This window comes from Paenarthrobacter sp. 4246, assembly GCF_040546855.1.
GTDB lineage: Bacteria > Actinomycetota > Actinomycetes > Actinomycetales > Micrococcaceae > Arthrobacter.
Map to the genome: position 1 here is coordinate 71817 of NZ_JBEPOP010000010.1, position 20059 is coordinate 91875.

Below are 20059 nucleotides of genomic sequence, written 5' to 3' on the forward strand. Positions count from 1 at the left end.
CAAGACCCACGGTTCAGGTGCATGCGGCGGAATATGCCGCATGCACCTGAACCGGACCAGCAGAATTCATCCGCACAAAGATCAATAAGGAGAACGGGGACGACATGTCTGAATCCGTTAACTTGCCCGCCCTCGGTGAGAGTGTCACCGAAGGAACCGTCACCCGCTGGCTCAAGCAGGTTGGTGACCGGGTAGAGATCGACGAGCCGCTGCTCGAGGTTTCAACCGACAAAGTAGACACCGAAATCCCTTCTCCGATCTCAGGCGTCATCGAAGAAATCCTCGTCGCTGAAGACGAGACGGCTGAAGTTGGCGCCCCCTTGGTCCGCATCGGCGACGGCTCAGGCTCCGGTGCTCCTGCTGCCGAAGCTGCGCCTGCTGAGGAAGCACCCGCTGCGCCCGCCGAACAGGCTGCACCGGCTGCGGAAGCTCCGGCTGCACCAGCAGCAGAGGAAGCTCCCTCTGCCGAGGCACCCGCCGCTTCCGGCGGCGAAGGCCACGAAGTAACCCTCCCCGCGTTGGGTGAGAGCGTCACCGAAGGTACCGTGACCCGCTGGCTCAAGGCTATCGGCGACACCGTGGAGGTGGATGAGCCCCTTCTGGAGGTTTCCACCGACAAGGTCGACACGGAAATCCCGTCGCCGGTTGCAGGCACCCTGCAGGAGATCCGTGTCAACGAGGACGAGACCGCTGAGGTTGGCTCCGTCCTTGCTGTCATCGGTTCCGGCGCAGCCGCACCGGCCGCCGCTCCCGCAACCGCGGCACCTGCCGCTGCACCCGCTCCCGCAGCACCTGCCGCTGCACCTGCTGCCGCTCCGGCAGCTGCACCTGCTGCTGCACCCGCTCCCGCAGCACCTGCCGCTGCACCCGCTGCCGCTCCGGCTGCTGCACCCGCTGCCGCTCCGGCTGCTGCTCCCGCAGCTGAAGGTTCTTCGGAATCCGGTTACGTCACTCCCCTGGTCCGCAAACTTGCCAACCAGCACGGTGTGGATATTGCTTCCGTCTCCGGTACCGGCGTCGGTGGCCGTATCCGCAAGCAGGATGTCCTGGCCGCTGCCGAAGCCAAGCAGGCCGCCGCTGCCCCCGCAACATCGGCCCCCGCAGACTCAGCCCCCGCTGCCAAGGCTGCTGCTCCGGTAGTAGCCTCGTCCCTGCGCGGCACCACGGAGAAGGCACCGCGTATCCGCCAGGTCATCGCCCGCCGCATGCGCGAGTCCCTTGAGGTCTCCACCCAGCTGACGCAGGTGCATGAGGTCGACATGACCAAGATCGCCAAGCTCCGTCTCAAGGCCAAGAACCAGTTCCTGGCCCAGAACGGCGTCAAGCTCACCTTCCTGCCGTTCATCGCCAAGGCTGTCGCTGAAGCCCTGAAGCAGCACCCTAAGCTGAACGCCGCCTACGACGAATCCAAGCAGGAAATCACCTACCACAACGCTGAGCACCTGGCGATCGCCGTCGACACTGACAAGGGCCTTCTGGTTCCGGTCATCTCCGACGCCGGCAACCTGAACCTTGCGGGCCTCGCCGGCAAGATCGCCGATGTCGCAGGCCGCACCCGCGACGGCAAGATCGGCCCGGACGAGCTGTCCGGCGGTACCTTCAGCATCACCAACATCGGTTCTGTTGGCGCGCTGTTCGACACTCCGATCATCAACCAGCCGCAGGTGGGTATCCTCGGAACCGGTGCGATAGTCAAGCGTGCCGTGGTGGTTGCCGACGAAAATGGCGACGACTCGATTGCTATCCGCTCCATGATGTACCTTTCCCTCACGTACGACCACCGCTTGGTGGACGGCGCAGACGCCGGTCGCTTCCTGCAGACCCTCAAGGCACGCCTTGAGGAAGGTGCTTTCGAAGCTGACCTTGGCCTCTAGGGCTTAGTGCCACAAGGTCCGACAGTGGCGTGAAGGGGCAGGTCACCGGGAAATCCGGTGACCTGCCCCTTTGCTGTATCCGCTCCGCGTGGCTTTGCTACGGGACGTAGAACCAACTCGATAAGCTGGGTCCATGAGTATTCTCTTCAGCATTCTGGTGTTCTTGCACATCGTCGGCGCGGCCATGATTGTGGGCTACTGGATCGCCACCATCAAGGAGCCAACCATCCACCCGCGCCAGCGCGATGGCGCCTTCCTGCAGCTCCTGACCGGCATCGCAATGATGGGTCTGTTCCCCTTGTTGCCTGATGCCGATCCCAACTACTTCAAGCTGGGGGTTAAGTTCGCCATTGGCGTGGCTGTGGCAGTCCTTGCCGTCATTGGCTCCCGCAAGGTCAAAAAGGGCGAGCCTGTCTCCACAGGATTGGCTCATGGTGTGGGCGGCCTTGCCCTGGTGAACATCGCTATCGCCACGCTCTGGAACTGATCCGGCGCCTTCCTGACGCCAGACAGCGTTTTCCGTCTCCATCCCGCCAGTCCCCGGGGTCACAATCCACTGACAGCGGAATGGCCGTGCGGTCCCACGGGCAAATCCCTAGGATGGAAACCGGTGGCACCTGCCTCAGGCTGGTTGCCGACTCACAACGACCTCAAGGAGTGGACATGGCAGCAACACGCACCGCACACACGGTTTGGAACGGCAACCTGATCGAGGGCGCCGGCAACACGACGCTGGACAGCTCAGGCCTGGGCACGTTCGATGTCACCTGGAAGGCACGTACCGAACAGTCCGGTGGCAAGACCAGCCCCGAAGAACTGATCGCCGCGGCCCACTCCGCTTGCTTCTCCATGGCTTTCAGCCACGCCCTCGCAGGTGAAGGATTCACCGCTGAGGAAGTCAGCACCAAGGCAGATGTCACTTTCGTTCCCGGAACCGGCATCACCGGGAGCCACCTGACCATGACCGCAAAGGTTCCCGGCCTGTCCGAAGAAGACTTCCGCCGGATCTCCGAAGACGCGAAGACAGGTTGCCCCGTTTCGGGTGCACTGGCCAGCATCGAGATCACCTTGGATGCCACGCTGTCGGTCTAGCTCCACCGTGTGCTGAACAGCACCGCTTAAGCACAAGAAGAGCCCCGCCGCTTCCTTCACGGAAACGGCGGGGCTCTTCGCCGTTGACCCTTCTGCCCTTAGCCTTTTTGCGGACGTGAGGGCAACGGTTCCGGACGGACCTTGCGGTAGCCCTCGCGGAGGGGAGGCCTGTCCGTGGGCAGTTCCTGGATCATTTCCTTGAGGGCACCAATGCCGTACTCCAACTGCGGATCAGTACCGGCGGCATAGGCGTGGGGCGGGAACAGTACTTCGATGTCCGGCTCCACTCCGCGGTTTTCCACATCCCAGCCGATCCCGCCGCTGAACCACGTGGCGTAGCGGGGTTGCGTCACCCCGGTGCCATCCGCCAAGGCGAAGCGGTTGTCGATGCCCACTACGCCTCCCCATGTCCGCGTACCGATCACGGGGCCAATGCCCCTCAGTTTGGAAACCTGGGTGATGATGTCGCCATCCGATCCCGCAAATTCGTCGGCGAGGATGATCACAGGACCGCGGGGGGCGTGATCCGGGTAAGTCCGCGGCTTCTCCCCACGCGGCATGCTCCAGCCAGTGACCTTCCGGCCGATTAGTTCGGCGACCAGCTGGGAGGTGTGCCCGCCACGGTTGCGCCGTACGTCCACAATCAGGCCGTCCAGGGCGGTTTCGGTATCCAGATCGCGGTGAAGCTGCGCCCAGCCGTTGGCCATCATGTCCGGGACGTGCAGGTAACCGAACTTGCCGTCCGACGCCTCCCGCACGGTGCGGCGGTTGGCCCGGACCCAGTCCTGGTAGCGAAGCCTTTCTTCATCACGGACGGGGACAACAGCCACACGACGCTGGGCCCCGGCGGCCCTACCGTGTCCTTCGCCGTTCAGCAGGGTCAGCTCCACCGTCCGGCCGGCTGCTCCCACCAGCTGCATTGCGGGCGTCAAAGCCGCCGAAAGTTCGACGCCGTCAATCGCCAGGAGGACGTCACCGGCCTTCGCGTCTGCACCCGGTCGCGTCAAGGGTGAAGTCGCCAGCGGGTCCGAGGACTCCCCTGCCAGGATCCGCGTGATTTCCCAGCCCCTGCTGCCGAAGTGAAACTCGGCGCCCAGGCGGCCCTGACCGTTACGACCTGGCTCGCTCACAGCGGCAGGCTTGACGTAGGCGTGCGAGGTTCCCAGCTCACCGTGCAACTCCCACAACAGGTCCACCAGGTCGTCATGCGAGCCCAGCCGGGTCACCATCGGGCGGTAGCGCTTGTAGACGGAGTCCCAATCCTGGCCCGCCATGTCTGCGGTCCAGAAGAAGTCCCGCTGAAGACGCCAAGCCTCCTCAAAGGCCTGCCCCCAGGCAGCCACCGGATCAAGAATGACCCGGATCCTGTTCAGTTCCACCTTCACCAGGTCTCCGGATTCCTCGTCCACCTTGGTGTCGGAAGGTACCGAGGTCACCTGCTGGTCCAGGATGTACACAACCCGCTTGAGGTCCCCCGACAACCTGTAGCTGTCGACTGCGGCAACCAAGGTGGTCTTCTTGCGCTTGGCGAGCTCGTAGCGCACCAGGGCCGGTGCGGCCTTCTTATCTGCAAGGGTGCCCTTGCCTTCGCCCGTCACGCCGGAGAGTTCGGTATCGAGCCACAGCAAGGCACCGTCTGCGGCAGCCAGCTGCGAGTAATTCCCTTGCGGCACGGGCACACCGATGACGCGGTGAGCCAGGCCCTCCGGGTCGATGCGCACGGCAGGTGCGCCGCCGTCGTCGAGCTTGACCGGGGCAGTCGCCACATCCTCCAGCGCATCAACGGACGGGCCAAAAGGTGAAGGCGTGTCCGCTGCCAAGGCCACAAGATACGGCTTGATGGGGCTCGGGAAGGACAGGTCGAAGGAGTGGCCGTCATAGACGGGGTCGAAGCTTCGGTTCGACAGGAAAGCAAGGAACTTCCCATCAGGGGTGAACCGCGGTGATTCGTCACAGAAACGGCCGTCAGTGACATCAATGATGCCCGCCTCAGCGTCACCTGGGCGGGTGATGCGGAGCTTACTCCGCGAACCGAAAGATGTGACCGGCTCGGACCACGCCAGCCACTGCGAATCCCCGGACCACGCCAGTTGTTCGATGCTGCCCTCACCCACGCCGACAACAAGGGTCAACGTTCCCTGAACGGTATCAGCAACAAAGACGTCCCCGAAGGAGGTCCCCACTGCGAGCCATCGCCCGTCCGGGCTCGCCTCCAAAGCACTCGTCCGCGTAGGCGACGGGAATTCAATCCGGACCTCAATCGCGTCTTCCGCCGTTTCAGGGACTGGCGGCGCGTCCGTAGCACTCACAGTGTCAGCGGACGGCTCGGCCACCGTGCCGGTTGCCGGACCAGTTGGCGGCGTGGCTGTTGCCCGCGCCTCAGTACTTGCTTGCCCCAACACGTTGGACGCAGACACCGGTTTGGGCAGTGGATCAGCTTCATCGACCGGAGCTGGCGTCGGAACAACCGTGTCTGGTACGTCGACGACTGCGGACAATCGCGAGGCGATGCGCTTGATGTACAGGGCTTCAACGGCCCCATGGTCAGCGACGTAGGCGATACGGCCCCCCGTCAGCGGACGCGGCAGCCGGGCACGTACCCCGGGTGTGGCCTCCACTACCCGCGAGGGCCCGTCCTTGTGCCGGAGCCAGTGGAGGGTGCCGTGTGATTCCACGGCACTGGCCGTACCCGAGGCGTTGGGAACGACGTCGCCGAGGTGTGCGGCGACTTTCAGGGGCGCGGGGCGGCGCGCCGGCGACGCTGAACCCAGCGTGATATCCAGTTTGCTTGCCTCGGCGTCTGAGTCGAGAGAAGGAAGCATCCACAGTTCCCCGGCCGATTCGAAGATCACCCGTCCACCGTCCGTGCTCGCATGCCGGACGTAGAAGTCTTCGTGATCGGTGTGGCGGCGCAGCCCCGACCCGTCCGGAAGTACGGAGTAGAGGTTGCCGTACCCCTCATGGTCCGAAAGGAAGGCGATACGTCCTTTGACCCACAGGGGGTCAGTGAGGTTCCCGTCGATCTCCGGAACCAAGCGCTCGAACTCACCGTTACCGTCGGCGTCGATCCACAGTTTGCCCGCCGTGCCGCCTCGGTACCGCTTCCACCAAGCAGGCTCCCGGGAAAGGACACTGGCCAACACCACGGGCTTCTCGTCACCGATTTCGGGACCGAAGGCAACTGCCTCAACGGGTCCAAAGGGAAGTTCGACGGCGGCACCCCCGTCAAGGGGGACACTGTAAGCATGCGTGTGGCGGCTTTCGGACTGCTGGAAGGCGCTGGTCACCACCACATTTCCTGACGGTGTGAAGCCCTTGACTTTAGTGGTGCTGTGTCCGAAGTACGTCAGCTGCCTGTAGCCGCCGCCGTCGACGTTGGCCGTGACAACCTCCGGAGACGTTCCCACAATCACCGTCCAGACGAGTCGTTTTCCGTCCGGAGTGAAGCGGGGGTTCCGTGCCGGCAGTTGCTGGGACGAAACCCGCCAGGCACGCCCGCCGGAAAGGGGGGCCACCCAGATGTCGTCTTCGGCCACGAAAGTGACCAGATCGCCGTGCACATGCGGGAAACGGAGGTAGCTGGAGGAGGTCATTGTTCGATCATAGTCAAGAGGCGCCCACCCTCAGCCGCACCGACAGGCGTTTCCGCCACACACGTTTCCCATGGTGAGATGGGTCATGAGAATCGTGATGTCCGGAGCGTCAGGAATGATCGGAACGGCTTTATCGGAGCACCTGGCCGGCCACGGCCATGAAGTCATCCGGTTGGTGCGGAGGCCCGCCAAAGACCCCGGTGAATGGACGTGGAACCCGGCCGCGGGGCAACTCGACGAAGCCGTCCTGGACACGGCCGAGGCCGTCATCAACCTTTCCGGAGCCGGAATCGGGGACCGCCCATGGACCAAAAAACGCATCCGGGAACTCCGGGATTCCCGGCTCGAAACCACCCGGACCCTGACCGACGCCATGGGAAGACTCGGCACACCACCGGCCACCTTCATCAGTCAATCCGCCTCCGGATACTACGGTGCCTCACGCGAGGGCCTTCTACGGGAGGATTCGGGGCCTGGCCATGGCGTGTTGGGAAGCTTGTGCGTTGAATGGGAACGAACTGCCCGGACCGCACCCCCTGTTGTGCGCGTAGTGACTCCGCGGACCGGCGTAGTACTCAGCACCTCGGGGGGCGCGCTTGGACCCCTCCTCCCTTTGCTGAGGATCGGGCTGGGTGGGCCGTTTGGAAACGGGCGGCAGTACTGGCCTTGGATCACGTTGGCCGATGAAGTGGCTGCGTTGGCGCATCTGCTGACAACTGACATTGATGGCGCGGTGAATGTTTGCGCCCCGGAAAGCGCAGACGTCAACACGATCGTCGCCGCCCTGGCCAAAGCCTTCCACCGGCCAGCCTTCTTACGTGTCCCCCGTCCCGCTTTGCGCTTGGTGCTGGGGCGGCTTGCCGATGAGCTGGTTCTTGCCAACCAGAGAATGGAGCCTGCCCGGCTGTCGGACGCTGGTTTCACGTGGGAGCACCCATCCTTATCTGACGCCATGGCCTGGTTGACCAAGGACAGGGCACGCTGACCGGGCGGTTGGCCGTCAGCCGTTGGTCGCTGGACCAGTGTGGTCCAGGGTGTCGCTTTCCTTGCCGGTGCTTGGAGCGAGGATTTCTGAAATCCACCATCGCCCGTCAGCGCGAACGACGTGAACGCGAAGCTTCTGCGGCGGGCCGGCAGGCTGTGGCCGGGCTTTGGCTCCTGAGGCATCACGTTCTTCATAGCCGGATGTCGCGACAGTCACCGTGACCACGGCGTCGCCGGCCTCCCCGAGTCCGGACACGCCATCCGCGGATAACGTCGTCGAGAATCCGGCGTACATCGTTCCGGTTTTCCGCAGGTGGTCCGCCAGCAGCTGATCAGAGGCTTCCGCGGGTGATCCAGCGGCATTGACCAAAGCCAATAACTCAGGTCTTCCCTGCCCCAGTGCAATGTCGCGCACGGATGCCAGCGTGGCAACGGCCACTGCCGGATCTTCGGCGTGGAGTCCTTCGGCCAGTTCTTCCGGCAGAGCGGCGGACACCGTGGTTCCTGGCCCTGGGGCCGGATTCAAGGTCTCCGCCGCTGCTTGCTGCGGCTGCGCAGATAACTCCAGGCTTTGATGCTGCGGGTTCTGCGGCCACAGTATCCATGCCGCGGTGCCGAGCAGCAACCCGGTAGTCAGTATGGCCGCACTGAACGTGAACCTGAACCTGCGACCACGACGTTGGGGCCGTCGACCCTCCGGACGAAGTCCAGGCCGTAGCCCTTGCAGGAGGAACCTCCGCCATGATCCAACCCATCGGGGCATGCGGCGTTCGGGACGCCCCAAGGCCTGTCGGCGGGTCAGCAGGTCAGGAATGACGGAGGAATGTACGGCCCCGGACAAGTCCACCGGCGCCGGCGCCGCGCTCCTGAAGATCGCCATGGCCAGTTCCCTGGCCGTTGGCCGCACCAGCGGATCGACATCCAGGGCAGCCTCCAATGCGGCCACCAATGACCTCGGAACATCCGGAACCACCACCGACAACGGCGGCCGGTGCTGAGTGGTCTCCGGGGCCGCCCCTGTCAGGCAGTACCACCCGACGGCGGCAAGGGAATAAATATCACGCGCCGGCTGGAGTTCCTGCAAAGCGTCAGTCCCACTGCCGGCGGCAACTGCGCCACCCGGCGACGTGAAGCCGGGTGTTCCAGCCTCAAGGTTTGGCCGGCCACCTCCCACCACGGAGGCAATGCCCAGGTCCGCGAGCAGTGGCTTCCCCTCGGCAGTGAAGAGGATATTTCCAGGCGCCACGTCACCATGCACGGTGCCATTGGCATGGAGGTAGTCCAAGGCCTGGGCAAGAGGGGTCAGAATGGTGACAGCTTCGCCTACATGGAGCCTTCCCCGCCCTGCCATCAGGTTGGCCAGCGAGCCGCCCGCCGCGTAGTCCATGACGATGCCCAGTGTCCCCACGCAATCGCCTTCAAGCGGAACGACGTCGTGAACCCGAACCAGGTGCTGGTGTTTCAGGCCGGACAGGACCTTGACCTCCCTCGAGGCTTCCTCAAGAACCTTGGATTGCGCCATCTGGGCTCCGGGACTGGCGCATTTAATGGCGAACCGCGCCCCATCGCTGCTCCTGGTGACCAGCCATACAGTAGAAGTACTGCCTTGGCCCAACATGCGGGATGTCGCATAGCCCGGAGCGGACGGCGTGACGGCGGCGGGCGGATCCAGAGTTTCCATAGACAAGATCTACCGGAATACGGAATTTTCCGCAGAAGTTATCCACAGGTCGCACCCAGATCACTCCCTGGCATCAACAGCACGTGATGCGACTGAGAGGTTCGCCACAAAATCATGGACAGTCTGCCGCTGGGTCTAAGCTTGAACCCATGACTCTTGAGTTTTCACAACTGGGTCTTGCCCCTGATTTCGTTGACTACATGCAGGGCTGGGACCTGCAGCGCGAGATCCACAACAAAGTTGTTGCGGGCGAGAAGAACAGCACCGTTTTGCTCCTGGAGCACGCTGCCGTCTATACGGCCGGCAAACTCACGGAAGATCACGAGCGGCCCTTTGACGGGACACCCGTCGTTCCCGTGGACCGCGGTGGAAAGTTGACCTGGCATGGTCCAGGACAGCTGATCGCCTATCCCATCCTCAAACTCAAGAACCGCGCCGGTATCCGCGACTACGTGGAACGGCTCGAAGCCATCATGATTGCCGTGATGTCGGACTACGGCATCAACGCCGTGACTGTGAAAGGCCGGGCCGGCGTCTGGCTGCTTGCCGATGACAAGGGTCCGGACCGCAAAATTGCCGCTATCGGTATCCGTGTCCTGGACGGCGTCACCATGCATGGTGTCGCCATCAACTGCAGCAATGACTTGGCGCCTTACGCACAGATCATTGCCTGTGGAATTTCCGACGCCAGTGTCACCACCATGTCGCTGGAAGCCGGCCGGACCATCAACCCGGCCGACATCGTTGACCGCTTCGCGGAAGAATTCCGCAAGCATGAAGAAGCACTCATTTCCACCCACGAAGGAGCACTCCAGTGACCCTGGCACCTGAAGGCCGTAAGTTGCTGCGCGTTGAGCAGCGTAACTCGGCGGTCCCGGTTGAACGCAAGCCCGAGTGGATCAAGGCCAAGGTCCAGATGGGTCCGGAGTTCGTCCAGCTCAAGAATCTGGTGAAGAAGGAAGGCCTGCACACGGTCTGTGAAGAGGCCGGTTGCCCGAACATTTTTGAGTGCTGGGAAGACAAGGAAGCGACATTCCTGATCGGCGGGTCAGAGTGCACCCGGCGCTGTGATTTCTGCCAGATCGATACCGGTAAGCCCTCCCCAGTGGACATGTTCGAACCCACCAAAGTGGCGCGGAGCGTCCAGGCCATGCAGTTGCGGTACGCCACGGTGACCGGGGTGGCCCGTGATGACCTGGCCGATGAGGGTGTGTGGTTGTACGCCGAAACGGTGCGGAAGATCCACGAACTGAACCCGGGCACCGGGGTGGAGTTGTTGATCCCTGATTTCTCCGGCAAGCCCGAGCACATCGCGGCGATCTGTGATTCCAAGCCCGAGGTGTTCGCGCACAACGTGGAGACCGTGCCGAGGATTTTCAAGCGGATCCGTCCGGCGTTCCGGTACGAGCGGTCCCTGGATGTCATCACGCAGGGCCGGGATTTGGGCATGGTGACCAAGTCCAACCTGATCCTGGGCATGGGCGAGACCCGGGAAGAAATCTCCGAGGCGCTGCGGGATCTGCATGCGGCCGGGTGTGATTTGATCACGATCACCCAGTACCTGCGCCCGTCCGAGCGGCACTTGCCGGTGGACCGGTGGGTCAAGCCGCAGGAGTTCGTGGATCTCCAGCACGAGGCCGAGGAGATCGGGTTCCTTGGTGTGATGTCGGGTCCGTTGGTGCGGTCCTCGTACCGGGCCGGGCGCCTCTGGGCCACCGCGATGCGGAAGAAGGGCTGGGAAATCCCGGCCGCCCTGGCCCACATCGAGTCCTCCGGCACCACCCGCCAGGAAGCCTCCACCATCCTCGCCGCCCACAAGTAGGCAAACCCATCCTCAGCCGCGTCGCCCCACCAGGCGGCGCGGCTGATTGGTTTCACCCCAGATAGAACCGGTTCCTGGCGCCCATGTGATCCAACTGGAAGCACCAGGCGGCCCGTCCGATGCCGGAGGTAGCAGCGTCCAACCCGCGTTCCAAGGTGGAGATGTCAATGACCTGTTCATCGGGGACGAAGATGAACTCATCCCCCGAATGGACAAGGCTCCTTTCCGTTTGGGCCACCGTGTACCCATGCACGGATGGTCGCGCCCAGAAGATCCCTTTGCTTACGATCCTTGCGGGCACGCCTGCGGCAGTAGCGTTGGACGGGACGTTTTTGGTAATTAAGGCACGGGCCGCAAGAATGCTGCCGGAACCGACTCTGGCTCCCTTGAGAAGAAGCGTGTCTTCCCCCAACCACACATGGTCCCCCACCCAAATGGACTCGCTCGGATTGACCCGCTGGTGGTGCTCGACTGAGTAGATCAAGTGTGGGTCGGCCGTCCTGAAGGCAACCCGCGACGAAAACATTGCATCGCTGCCCACGATCACGTGCCTGCGTTCAGTGGGAAGGACCCGTGCTTCTGCCGTGAAAGTTGCACCGGGCCCCAAATAGAAGACGGACTCTTCGAATACCGTCACGATCAGCCTGAGGAACCCATGGGACTTCCGAAGATGGATCACGGCGTCGTTCCCCAAGAAGCGGAGCCTTGTGTTGCGGAGCCTTGTTCCGTCCTCGATGAACAGGACGTTTCCGGTTCCCGCGAATTCCACGCTGGATGAGGTGAATTCAGAACCGGGCGTTTCCTTGAGGTGTACTACGTTGTCCTGAATCGCGGCGACGTCCGCGTAAGAGCGGATGATCTGGTTCTTTGGGGCGTGGCTGCCTCTGGTTGAATCAGTGATGTCCGACACCGGCCAACACCTCCCGGGAGTCCGCAAGCACAACACTGGTTTCTTCCCAGTCGATGGTGGACAGTACCTCGGCAGCTTGGGCTTGCAGGTCCCCATGGACGACAATCAGCAAGCGCTGGACTCCCGCTGCGATGACGAACCTCAGAGCTGCGATGTCCGCCAGGGCCCAGCCATCGACGGCTTGGACTGCGGCCCTGCACGCAGTCCGAGTACAACTGTCCTCGACGTCTGCAATGTCTGCTTCGGGGTCGGAAACGAAATGGATTTCCATCGTGTCACCGTCAGGGGCCAGTGTGCGGCAGCGATAGCGGAAACGCGCGAAGGTATCGCCGTCGAGCACTGCATAGTCCTGCGTCGTTTCTGTGTGAAGAGTCAACGCCTGGGAACTCAGGCTCTTCTGAGGTATCCGCGTCCCCGGTTTCACAGCCTCCGGCAGGGCACCGGTCCACGTGGTTCCATCGGCCTTCATGGCGATCACCTGGGAGAGCTGGTCGATTGGGTCATAGGCGGGGAAAAGGCTCTGCTCACCTGCGGTGTATTTGACGAAGTGATAGGAGTGCTCTGTCATCAGCTGCAGAAACCGTGTTCTCCCCGAGCTCCCGGCGATGAACCAGTTGGCCCCGGTGACCATGGATGCTTCAGCATCGATCCGGACCTGCACCTGGACGGTCTGGTCGTGGTGGAAGGTACGCATCTCTTCGCACGCGAATTGTTGTTCCACTGGGTGGCTGAGAAATCTCCGGATGATGCACAACATGGCAGGCAGCGCGGCCCTGGCGACCTCGGAATGCCCGCCATTGATGCGGTACTTTGAGAGATTGGGTATGTCGGAGGCCAACTCGATCAGTGAATGGTTGCTCAGCTCGTCGGAGTTCGTATAGAAGTAATCAATTTTGCGTCCTTCCGCGAAATACCGGCGGAGGCGGTCCTCTGGTTGCCCGACATCGCGCAGAGCACGGTTTTGCAGAAGGTTGTCCTTGAAAAACGGCTTGTTGAAGTAGTACGGCAGGTTCATTTGCGGCACTGCAAGCAGCAGGGCGGCCTCAGGATAGTCGTTGGCGTAGTGGATGGCGATGGAACCACCCTTGGAGGCACCGAAGAAGAGCATCTCTTTACGATCGATATGGAACCGGCTCCGCAGCCCCTCAATGGCTCCCCCGACCCGGCTCTCCAGAGGCCTGCCCGCATTGTCTACCATCATGTAGGAACCGGCCACCAGGTAACGGTCTTGGAAACACACCATCAAGGTGTCCTGCAAGTCCGTCTCCGTGAGGTCCTTGAGGTAACTTACTGCGTAGGAAATCCGCGTTGTCGAGGGGCCAAACCCGGGGAAGGTGATGAGCATTTTCTTCGGGTTCGTTGTGTTCCCGCGCAAGGAGTAAAACACGTCCCCGTGTTGCTCCACACCATACTGCTCATCGTACGTAAGCTGCTGTCGCGTAGTGAACGCTCCCCGCCCGATCTTCAGCTCATATGGCGCATCGATATCGACGGCGAAGCGGGAGACATCGTCCGAGGTGACCATGATGTTGCGGTATTCTAGCGGGAAGCCACGGGCCGGTGGTTCCACCATGTTTCCATAGACCACCTTCCCGTCCTGGAGCAGCCGGAACTTCTGACCCTTCCGGGCTTCCCAATTGCCCAAGGTCAGCTTCGCGAAGTAGACCCCTTGCGGGAGATTTTCGGAGGCAACACGGCGGATCCTTTCCTCCAGGCCCCTGGCCTTGATGATGCGCCGCACGGGTGAATCAGGACGGGAGGCCAGAACTGCCCTGGCGACCTCCAGGCCAGCAGGCGAGTAGGCAGCCTCCCGGCACGCTTTGGTGATGCTCTTCTTGAAGCCTTGAATCAACGCCATCAGAGACTCAACATCCTTTCGACGATCTTTTCGTTGATGCGCGCTGGATCCACTCCCTCGAAGAAACGCTCGCGACGCCTGATGTACTTGGGATCCCTCACGGCGAAATCCTCCCGTACGATGTGGTCCACCAGCTCAGAGTGCTCACTGAACACAGGGCCCAGTCCGTCGTCGCTGTAGTCCAGGCGGCTCTCGTATGGTTGGTCCTTGAAGAAGTCGGCTGCGTCCCAGTGGTAGTACGCAATCGGCGTGCCGACGAAGGCCGCGTCAAGGGCCGCGGAACTGTAGTCGGTCACCACGAATTCAGCGGCGCGGATCGCTTCCCGGTAACTCAAACCAGACTTCACGATGCGTTCGCTAAACCTGAACTGTCCGGCTCGTTTTTCTACGTTGGGGTGAAGCTTCACATGCATGATCCGGTCTGTGTCTTCAAGGAACCTCATAAGCCTTGGGTCCGAGAGCAAGGTGTCAATGGCATGGAAGTAGTCCGACTGCACGAAGTGCTCAGTCGAGGACTGGTGAAGGTTGAAGCGCCATGTGGGCATGAAGAGAAGATGTTGTTGTCCGTCAATGTCACGGGCCAAGGACTCGTATCGCGGCAATCCGCTGTTCAGGGTCTCGACAGGAGCCAATTTGCTCATGTAGTCCGCTTCAATCCTGCCCGTGGTGACAAAGACGTCGAAGTACTTGGACAGCACCCAATCGGACATGTCATTGAGTTGGATTCCATGCTGGAGGTAGACAAATCGTGAGTTGGCAAACGATTTTCCCCGGTATCTGATGCTGTATATCTGCGAGGACACCACAAGGTCTGATATAAGGAACTTCTCGTAAAACTCCTTGGTGAAAATAGAGATCAAGTTGAAGCCCTTGGCCTCCAGGCGCGCCCAGTCGGGCGACTTGGGGTTGATGGCGAAGTACACATGGGTAAATTCGGGATGCTTTGCCGTGAAGTATTCGTACAAATGCTCGGCATTGTCGTCCGCTTGATGAGGCCGGTCGAAGAAGAGGATCGTCGAGGAAGGACGGATCGGCCGGTTGTAGAAGTTGTAGCTGCCGGGCCTGGCATGGCCGGACCTGAGGTTGCGGGCCAGATAGCACTTTCCGATCCTCAGGATTTCATCATTGAACAGCAACTCATACAGCGGGACCTCGTTCGCGCCGGCGTCCGGCTTGTGCCGGAAAACCAGGTAGGCGTCTTTGTTACTGAGTTGCTTAAAGAACTGCTTGCCGTCTGCCGGGTCATCCAGCCACCGGATCCAGGCAGCTTCGAAAGGCTGCAGCGGCTCCACCATTGCCAGCAATTCCATCAGCTCGAAGCCGCTAATCAAGTCCCGAAGATGGTTCAAAGTAATGGACGTCGTCTTTTGCCCCCGGATCCCCCGGAGGAACAGAGCAACGTAGCGCAGGACCTGCAGCCTGATTTCTTGGGAGTGAACGGGCATCAGCGGCATTAGACGGTTGGCTTCCGCGGCAACCCTAAGGCCGATCGCCGCCTTGGTATCCGATGCCATTGAGAAACCTGTAGTGAGCGGCCTGACCTTCGCTATGGACCAGTACATCCGGTAGCTGGTGTAAATGGCGGTGCGATCCACGTCCCCGAGCGCTTCCAGCGCGTCGGACAATCTCCTCGTGTTGAAGGCACTGCCAAAGACGTCGGTGTCGCGGGCGTAGTGGTAGGCGTCGTCGAGCTTGGTTCCGGCAACATTCTTAGGGATGGGGCCTGTGTAGATGACGGGCTCGGCAAGATAGACGGTGCGCGACTTGAGGTAATCGAAGAGGGTGGCCACGTAGTTCGCCGACAAGAGGTGGGAAGTCCGCATGAAGATGACGTACTTGCTGTCGATCTTCCGGCAGAGCCTGGCGATGACGGCCGTCGTCAAGGACTCAGCAACATGGAGGACAGCGAAATGCGATTCAAGGCGCAGGCGTGCAGCTATCAATCGCCGGTACATGGCTGACTCGCGGTCAAGTTGTCCGGTTTCCTCAAGGACGATGGTGAGCAGTGGCGGCAGATCGGGCATGTGGTTCCTATGGGGATCGAACGAGGGGAAATGCGCAGTATCGAGTCACTCCGGAGCTTGGGAGTCACTTAAACCAAGTGACACAGCGGGCTGGTTCATGACGGAGAAATCAAAAACGAATCTCTGGCGCCCCTGACGTATTCCACGGGGCGTCCGGTGCCTGGGCGTACATCACGTAGAATTAAGGCACTATGGCGAACTCCCCTGATTCCAGCAACTCGACCCCCTCGGCCGACGCACCCAAGCGTGGGCTGTTCCAGCGCAAGCCCAAGGAAGCCAAGGCAAAGAAGCCTGGCCAGCTGAAGCAAATCGCTGAAGTCTTCAAAATGACCCGGCGGAATGATCCCCAGGTCGTGTGGATCATGGTGCTGGCGTTCCTTGCCGTGGTGGCTGTCGCATTCCTGATCGGCTTCCTTTTGGAGAACTGGGTCACCGGCCTGATCATTGGTATTCCGCTGGGTCTCTTGGCAGCGGTGTTCATCCTGTCCCGAAGGGCCGAAAAGGCTGCCTTCGCCCAGATCGAGAACCAGCCGGGCGCCTCCGGTGCCGCCTTGGGAACCCTCCGCCGTGGTTGGGTCACGCAAGACCAGCCTGTAGCGGTCAACCCGCGCACGCAGGATGCAGTCTTCATGGCTATTGGCCGGCCCGGAGTTGTCCTGGTCAGCGAAGGCCCCACACACCGTGTTAAGCCCCTTGTGGATGCAGAGCGCAAGCGCCTTGCCCGCATTCTCCCGAACGTCACCATCCACGTTCTGGAATCCGGACGCGGCGAAGGCCAAGTGCCCCTGAACAAGCTGGCAAAGACCATGGGCAAGCTCAACAAGGAGCTCACCAAGATTGAAGTAAACGCTGTCAGCAAACGGATCAACTCCCTGGGGAACCGCCTGCCGATCCCCAAAGGCATCGATCCCTACAAAGCGCGCCCTGACCGCAAGGCCGCACGCGGACGCTGACGCTCTTCGTTTCAACGAAAAACCGCTGCTCCCCGAATTCGGGGAGCAGCGGTTTTTCGTTGTGTCCATTGCCGGAAGGACGTGCCTACATCCGTATGAGGATCGTGTTCATGGCTTTGTCGTGCAGGCCCCGCTGATCGGGATCAAAGACAACCGCCGGAATGACCAGGCACAAGAGGATCGTCCGTACCACTGCGGCCACCGGACCGGCAGGACCACCGCCCAAGCGAACTACATGGATACCAGCCACCCTGTGTCCGATGCTGTAGCCCAAAGTGCCAATCAAGAGAATCTGCTCGACTGCGAAAATGGCCAGCGTAGCCCAAGGGTCGCCGCCGAAGGCAAAGTTGCTGATGACCAACGCGATGGTCCAATCCACAACGATGCCCAGGATGCGGCGACCGGCGCGCGCAGTGGAGCCGGGACCCGACTCGGGCAGCCCGAGCCTTTCGCCGGGATACTTGGAGATTCCGGACGTGTCCGGACCGCTCAACCAGGAGCCAATGTCTTTTCTGTCAACCACACCTCAAGCCTAACGGCTGGGCTGCTCCGTGTCCGACCTACCAGAGTCCCGGAAGCGGCCGCCAAGGGGTGCTTCCGGGCGCAGTGTTCGCCCACCGGACCGACGTGGACCAGACGCCAGGAAGCCGACTACCGTTTACACAACAGATGATTCTGTAACCTGCCGGAAACAATACTGACACCCCCGGGAAATCCCATCTCCCTATGGTGGTATGAGTTGCCAGCCACCACTGCACAAGGGGATGTTTTGTGTCTCCGGAGCTTTGGCATGGGCTGCACCACGCGGCCTTCCGGGCCTGTTACTTGATATGCATAAGGAGCATAGATGTTCAAGACTGCGGACGAAGTCCTCAAGTTCATCAAAGACGAAGACGTCAAATTCGTCGATATCCGCTTCACCGACCTTCCTGGTGTCCAGCAGCACTTCAATGTGCCGGCCAAGAGCGTTGACCTTGACTTCTTCGTCAATGGCCAGCTCTTCGATGGTTCTTCCATCCGCGGCTTCCAGGGCATCGCAGAGTCCGACATGCAGCTCATCCCGGATGTGACCTCGGCCTTCATCGACACATTCCGCATCGAGAAGACGCTTGCGCTGAACTTCTCCATCGTGAACCCCCGCACCGGTGACCCCTACCACCGCGACCCCCGTGGCGTAGCCGAGAAGGCTGAAGCCTACTTGGCCTCCACAGGCATCGCCGACACCGCTTTCTTCGCTCCCGAGGCTGAGTTCTTCGTCTTCGACAACATCCAGTACGAGTCCTCCCCGCAGGGCAGCTTCTACAAGATCGACTCCGAGGAAGCTCACTGGAACACCGGCCGTAAGGAAGAGGGCGGAAACCTCGGTTACAAGACACCCGTCAAGGGCGGTTACTTCCCGGTCTCCCCCACCGACAAGCAGGCCGACCTTCGCGACGCCATGTGCATCGAACTGGACAAGGCCGGCCTTGAGGTTGAGCGCTCCCACCACGAAGTTGGATCCGCCGGCCAGGCTGAGATCAACTACAAGTTCACCACGCTGACCGCGGCTGCTGATGACCTGCAGAAGTTCAAGTACATCATCAAGAACACTGCCGATGCTTGGGGCAAGTCCGTCACCTTCATGCCGAAGCCTGTCTTCGGTGACAACGGCTCGGGCATGCACTGCCACCAGTCACTGTGGAGCAACGGTGACCCGCTGTTCTATGACGAGAAGGGCTACGCAGGCCTCTCCGACATGGCCCGCTGGTACATCGGCGGCCTGCTGAAGCACTCTTCCGCAGTCTTGGCTTTCACCAACCCGACGGTCAACTCCTACCGCCGCCTGGTCAAGGGCTTCGAGGCCCCCGTGAACATGGTCTACTCGCAGGGCAACCGCTCCGCCGGTATCCGTATCCCGATCACGGGCACCAACCCGAAGGCCAAGCGCATCGAGTTCCGCGCTCCGGACCCCTCGTCCAACCCGTACCTGGCGTTCGCTGCCCAGCTGATGGCCGGCATCGACGGTATCCGCAACCGCATTGAGCCCCCGGCTCCCATCGACAAGGACCTCTACGAGCTCCCGGCCGAGGAAGCCAAGGACATCCCCAAGGCTCCGGGTTCCCTGGAAGAAGCTCTTGAGGCCCTTCGCGAGGACAACGAGTTCCTGCAGGCCGGCGGCGTCTTCACCCAGGACCTCATCGACACTTGGATCGACTACAAGTACGAGAATGAGATCCGCCCGCTGTCGCTGCGCCCGAACCCGTACGAGTTCGAGCTCTACTACGGCGTCTAAGCTCCACCACGCGCATTAACCAGCGCGATCCCCGGTCCACATGGACCGGGGATCGCCATTTTTGCGGCTAACTACTCAGTCTTATCCTGATCGCGTTCGCGGATGTTCCTGGCGATCTCATCCAGTTTCTCCTTGACGAAACCAGCAGCTTCCGAAAGACCCTTTTCAGCGCTGCCCAGCGGATCCAGCTGAAGGTAGACCTTGTGGTCGATCGTGAGGTCGTATTCATCCTTCAGGTGGGTACCGCCGCCGACTCCATCAAGCGACAGGTAGACCAGCGCTTCGGTTCGCGCAATGCCTGCGATGGTTCCGAAAACCACAGTGAAGTCATTGGGCTGAAAGCTCACGGACTGGCCCACATGGCGCCGGTCCAACTCCCCGGCAAGGACGGTCTTCTCTGTCGAACTTGGGTTGTATTCCATGGACTTTCCCTCTGCCTCGAGAACAGTGACAGAAGAAGTCTATAAGGATACTTAGCGTCTGCGCAGCCTGATGCCCCGGGAGCCGCAGCGCTCACGGGAGCCAAGCCCTCAGTGCTTGGTTCTGGGCGACTGTCCCGGGACTTCCGGCGCTGCACAGTCAGTGCAGAACACCCGGTCAGTTTCTTCGCCGCAGCACTGGCAGCGATGGAGCAGGGCCGCTGGTTCAATCACATACGTTGTCATAACCACCATGCTGCCCCGCGGCCATTGCGGGGACACGAGTAGCGTGTACTCGTTTTTTCGCCTGCCAGGTACCGCGACTACTTGGATTCGAAAAACCGCAGCTCTTCGGCGGTCGCCGGAGAATGGCTTAAAACTCCCCCAACCATTGCAGCAGGTTCTTCGTCAGAGAAGGTCGCAAAGCAGCGCCGGCAGACAAACGTACCGGCACGGCCGTGACGCGAGGACCAGTGCGGCCCTGCCTGTTCGCAGCGAAAACAGCACATGGTGGAGAAAGCTGCACCTTCCGAATCCACGCTGATTGTCACGGGAGAATCCTAAACGACCCCAGCCG

15 protein-coding genes are annotated in these 20059 nt (G+C 61.4%); 8 read left to right on the forward strand and 7 right to left on the reverse strand.

What is annotated here, in order from left to right; all coding sequences use genetic code 11:
- Positions 1-104 precede the first annotated feature (104 nt).
- From sucB to ABIE35_RS17750, 3 genes are all read left to right on the forward strand, one after another.
- Positions 105-1874, forward strand: a complete 1770-nt coding sequence (gene sucB, locus ABIE35_RS17740; RefSeq protein ID WP_354516987.1) for a 2-oxoglutarate dehydrogenase, E2 component, dihydrolipoamide succinyltransferase — start codon at positions 105-107, stop codon at positions 1872-1874.
- A 133-nt stretch (positions 1875-2007) separates the two neighbouring features.
- Positions 2008-2361, forward strand: a complete 354-nt coding sequence (locus ABIE35_RS17745) for a hypothetical protein (protein WP_207597150.1) — start codon at positions 2008-2010, stop codon at positions 2359-2361.
- 176 nt (positions 2362-2537) lie between these two features.
- Positions 2538-2966, forward strand: a complete 429-nt coding sequence (locus tag ABIE35_RS17750) for an OsmC family protein (protein WP_354516989.1) — start codon at positions 2538-2540, stop codon at positions 2964-2966.
- A 98-nt stretch (positions 2967-3064) separates the two neighbouring features.
- Here the strand turns inward: ABIE35_RS17750 and ABIE35_RS17755 are convergent, their stop codons facing one another.
- On the reverse strand, positions 3065-6559 hold the full coding sequence (locus tag ABIE35_RS17755; protein ID WP_354516991.1) for a S41 family peptidase: 3495 nt from the start codon (positions 6557-6559) through the stop codon (positions 3065-3067).
- A gap of 85 nt (positions 6560-6644) precedes the next feature.
- Here ABIE35_RS17755 and ABIE35_RS17760 point away from each other — a divergent pair, with 85 nt between their 5' ends.
- Positions 6645-7544 (forward strand): TIGR01777 family oxidoreductase, encoded by a 900-nt coding sequence (locus ABIE35_RS17760; protein ID WP_354516993.1) that lies wholly within the window; start codon positions 6645-6647, stop codon positions 7542-7544.
- A 15-nt stretch (positions 7545-7559) separates the two neighbouring features.
- Here the strand turns inward: ABIE35_RS17760 and ABIE35_RS17765 are convergent, their stop codons facing one another.
- The gene (locus ABIE35_RS17765) at positions 7560-9224 is read right to left on the reverse strand and encodes a serine/threonine-protein kinase (RefSeq protein WP_354516994.1); all 1665 of its coding nucleotides are present in this window, start codon (positions 9222-9224) and stop codon (positions 7560-7562) included.
- 86 nt (positions 9225-9310) lie between these two features.
- Between ABIE35_RS17765 and lipB the strand changes: the two genes are divergently transcribed.
- Together lipB and lipA are read left to right on the forward strand one after the other, a co-directional pair.
- Positions 9311-10042, forward strand: coding sequence for a lipoyl(octanoyl) transferase LipB (lipB, locus tag ABIE35_RS17770; RefSeq protein WP_354517119.1), 732 nt, complete (start codon positions 9311-9313; stop codon positions 10040-10042).
- Entirely contained in the window at positions 10039-11046 is a 1008-nt protein-coding gene (gene lipA / locus ABIE35_RS17775) for a lipoyl synthase (RefSeq protein WP_354516996.1), read from the forward strand. Before lipB ends, lipA begins: the two co-directional genes overlap by 4 nt.
- A gap of 52 nt (positions 11047-11098) precedes the next feature.
- Here the strand turns inward: lipA and ABIE35_RS17780 are convergent, their stop codons facing one another.
- The 3 genes from ABIE35_RS17780 to ABIE35_RS17790 are packed head-to-tail and all read right to left on the reverse strand — an operon-like array spanning position 11099 to position 15838.
- Positions 11099-11956, reverse strand: coding sequence for an acyltransferase (locus tag ABIE35_RS17780; RefSeq protein WP_354516998.1), 858 nt, complete (start codon positions 11954-11956; stop codon positions 11099-11101).
- Positions 11940-13814, reverse strand: coding sequence for a hypothetical protein (locus ABIE35_RS17785; RefSeq protein ID WP_354517000.1), 1875 nt, complete (start codon positions 13812-13814; stop codon positions 11940-11942). The genes ABIE35_RS17780 and ABIE35_RS17785 overlap by 17 nt, the downstream gene beginning before the upstream one ends.
- Positions 13814-15838, reverse strand: coding sequence for a CDP-glycerol glycerophosphotransferase family protein (locus ABIE35_RS17790; RefSeq protein WP_354517001.1), 2025 nt, complete (start codon positions 15836-15838; stop codon positions 13814-13816). The genes ABIE35_RS17785 and ABIE35_RS17790 overlap by 1 nt, the downstream gene beginning before the upstream one ends.
- 191 nt (positions 15839-16029) lie before the next feature.
- Between ABIE35_RS17790 and ABIE35_RS17795 the strand changes: the two genes are divergently transcribed.
- Positions 16030-16791: a DUF4191 domain-containing protein gene (locus ABIE35_RS17795; protein ID WP_207597141.1), complete on the forward strand. Its 762-nt coding sequence runs from the start codon at positions 16030-16032 to the stop codon at positions 16789-16791.
- 85 nt (positions 16792-16876) lie between these two features.
- Here the strand turns inward: ABIE35_RS17795 and ABIE35_RS17800 are convergent, their stop codons facing one another.
- Entirely contained in the window at positions 16877-17314 is a 438-nt protein-coding gene (locus ABIE35_RS17800) for an RDD family protein (RefSeq protein ID WP_207597140.1), read from the reverse strand.
- Positions 17315-17638: 324 nt separating this feature from the next.
- On the opposite strand from ABIE35_RS17800, the gene glnA reads away from it, so the two are divergent.
- The gene (gene glnA / locus ABIE35_RS17805; protein ID WP_089594519.1) at positions 17639-19063 is read left to right on the forward strand and encodes a type I glutamate--ammonia ligase; all 1425 of its coding nucleotides are present in this window, start codon (positions 17639-17641) and stop codon (positions 19061-19063) included.
- Positions 19064-19134: 71 nt separating this feature from the next.
- On the opposite strand, the gene ABIE35_RS17810 is transcribed toward glnA, so the two are convergent.
- Positions 19135-19485, reverse strand: a complete 351-nt coding sequence (locus tag ABIE35_RS17810; RefSeq protein ID WP_207597139.1) for a hypothetical protein — start codon at positions 19483-19485, stop codon at positions 19135-19137.
- Positions 19486-20059 lie beyond the last annotated feature (574 nt).

What these genes read in the sequence shown, in the direction of transcription:
- ABIE35_RS17750 (WP_354516989.1), top strand. Translation starts at nt 2,538, where the DNA reads ATGGCAGCAACACGCACCGCACACACGGTTTGGAACGGCAACCTGATC.
- ABIE35_RS17785 (WP_354517000.1), bottom strand. Translation starts at nt 13,814, where the DNA reads ATGGCGTTGATTCAAGGCTTCAAGAAGAGCATCACCAAAGCGTGCCGG.
- ABIE35_RS17765 (WP_354516994.1), bottom strand. Translation starts at nt 9,224, where the DNA reads ATGGAAACTCTGGATCCGCCCGCCGCCGTCACGCCGTCCGCTCCGGGC.
- glnA (WP_089594519.1), top strand. Translation starts at nt 17,639, where the DNA reads ATGTTCAAGACTGCGGACGAAGTCCTCAAGTTCATCAAAGACGAAGAC.
- sucB (WP_354516987.1), top strand. Translation starts at nt 105, where the DNA reads ATGTCTGAATCCGTTAACTTGCCCGCCCTCGGTGAGAGTGTCACCGAA.
- ABIE35_RS17755 (WP_354516991.1), bottom strand. Translation starts at nt 6,559, where the DNA reads ATGACCTCCTCCAGCTACCTCCGTTTCCCGCATGTGCACGGCGATCTG.
- ABIE35_RS17810 (WP_207597139.1), bottom strand. Translation starts at nt 19,485, where the DNA reads ATGGAATACAACCCAAGTTCGACAGAGAAGACCGTCCTTGCCGGGGAG.
- lipB (WP_354517119.1), top strand. Translation starts at nt 9,311, where the DNA reads ATGCGACTGAGAGGTTCGCCACAAAATCATGGACAGTCTGCCGCTGGG.
- ABIE35_RS17790 (WP_354517001.1), bottom strand. Translation starts at nt 15,838, where the DNA reads ATGCCCGATCTGCCGCCACTGCTCACCATCGTCCTTGAGGAAACCGGA.
- ABIE35_RS17760 (WP_354516993.1), top strand. Translation starts at nt 6,645, where the DNA reads ATGAGAATCGTGATGTCCGGAGCGTCAGGAATGATCGGAACGGCTTTA.
- ABIE35_RS17795 (WP_207597141.1), top strand. Translation starts at nt 16,030, where the DNA reads ATGGCGAACTCCCCTGATTCCAGCAACTCGACCCCCTCGGCCGACGCA.
- ABIE35_RS17745 (WP_207597150.1), top strand. Translation starts at nt 2,008, where the DNA reads ATGAGTATTCTCTTCAGCATTCTGGTGTTCTTGCACATCGTCGGCGCG.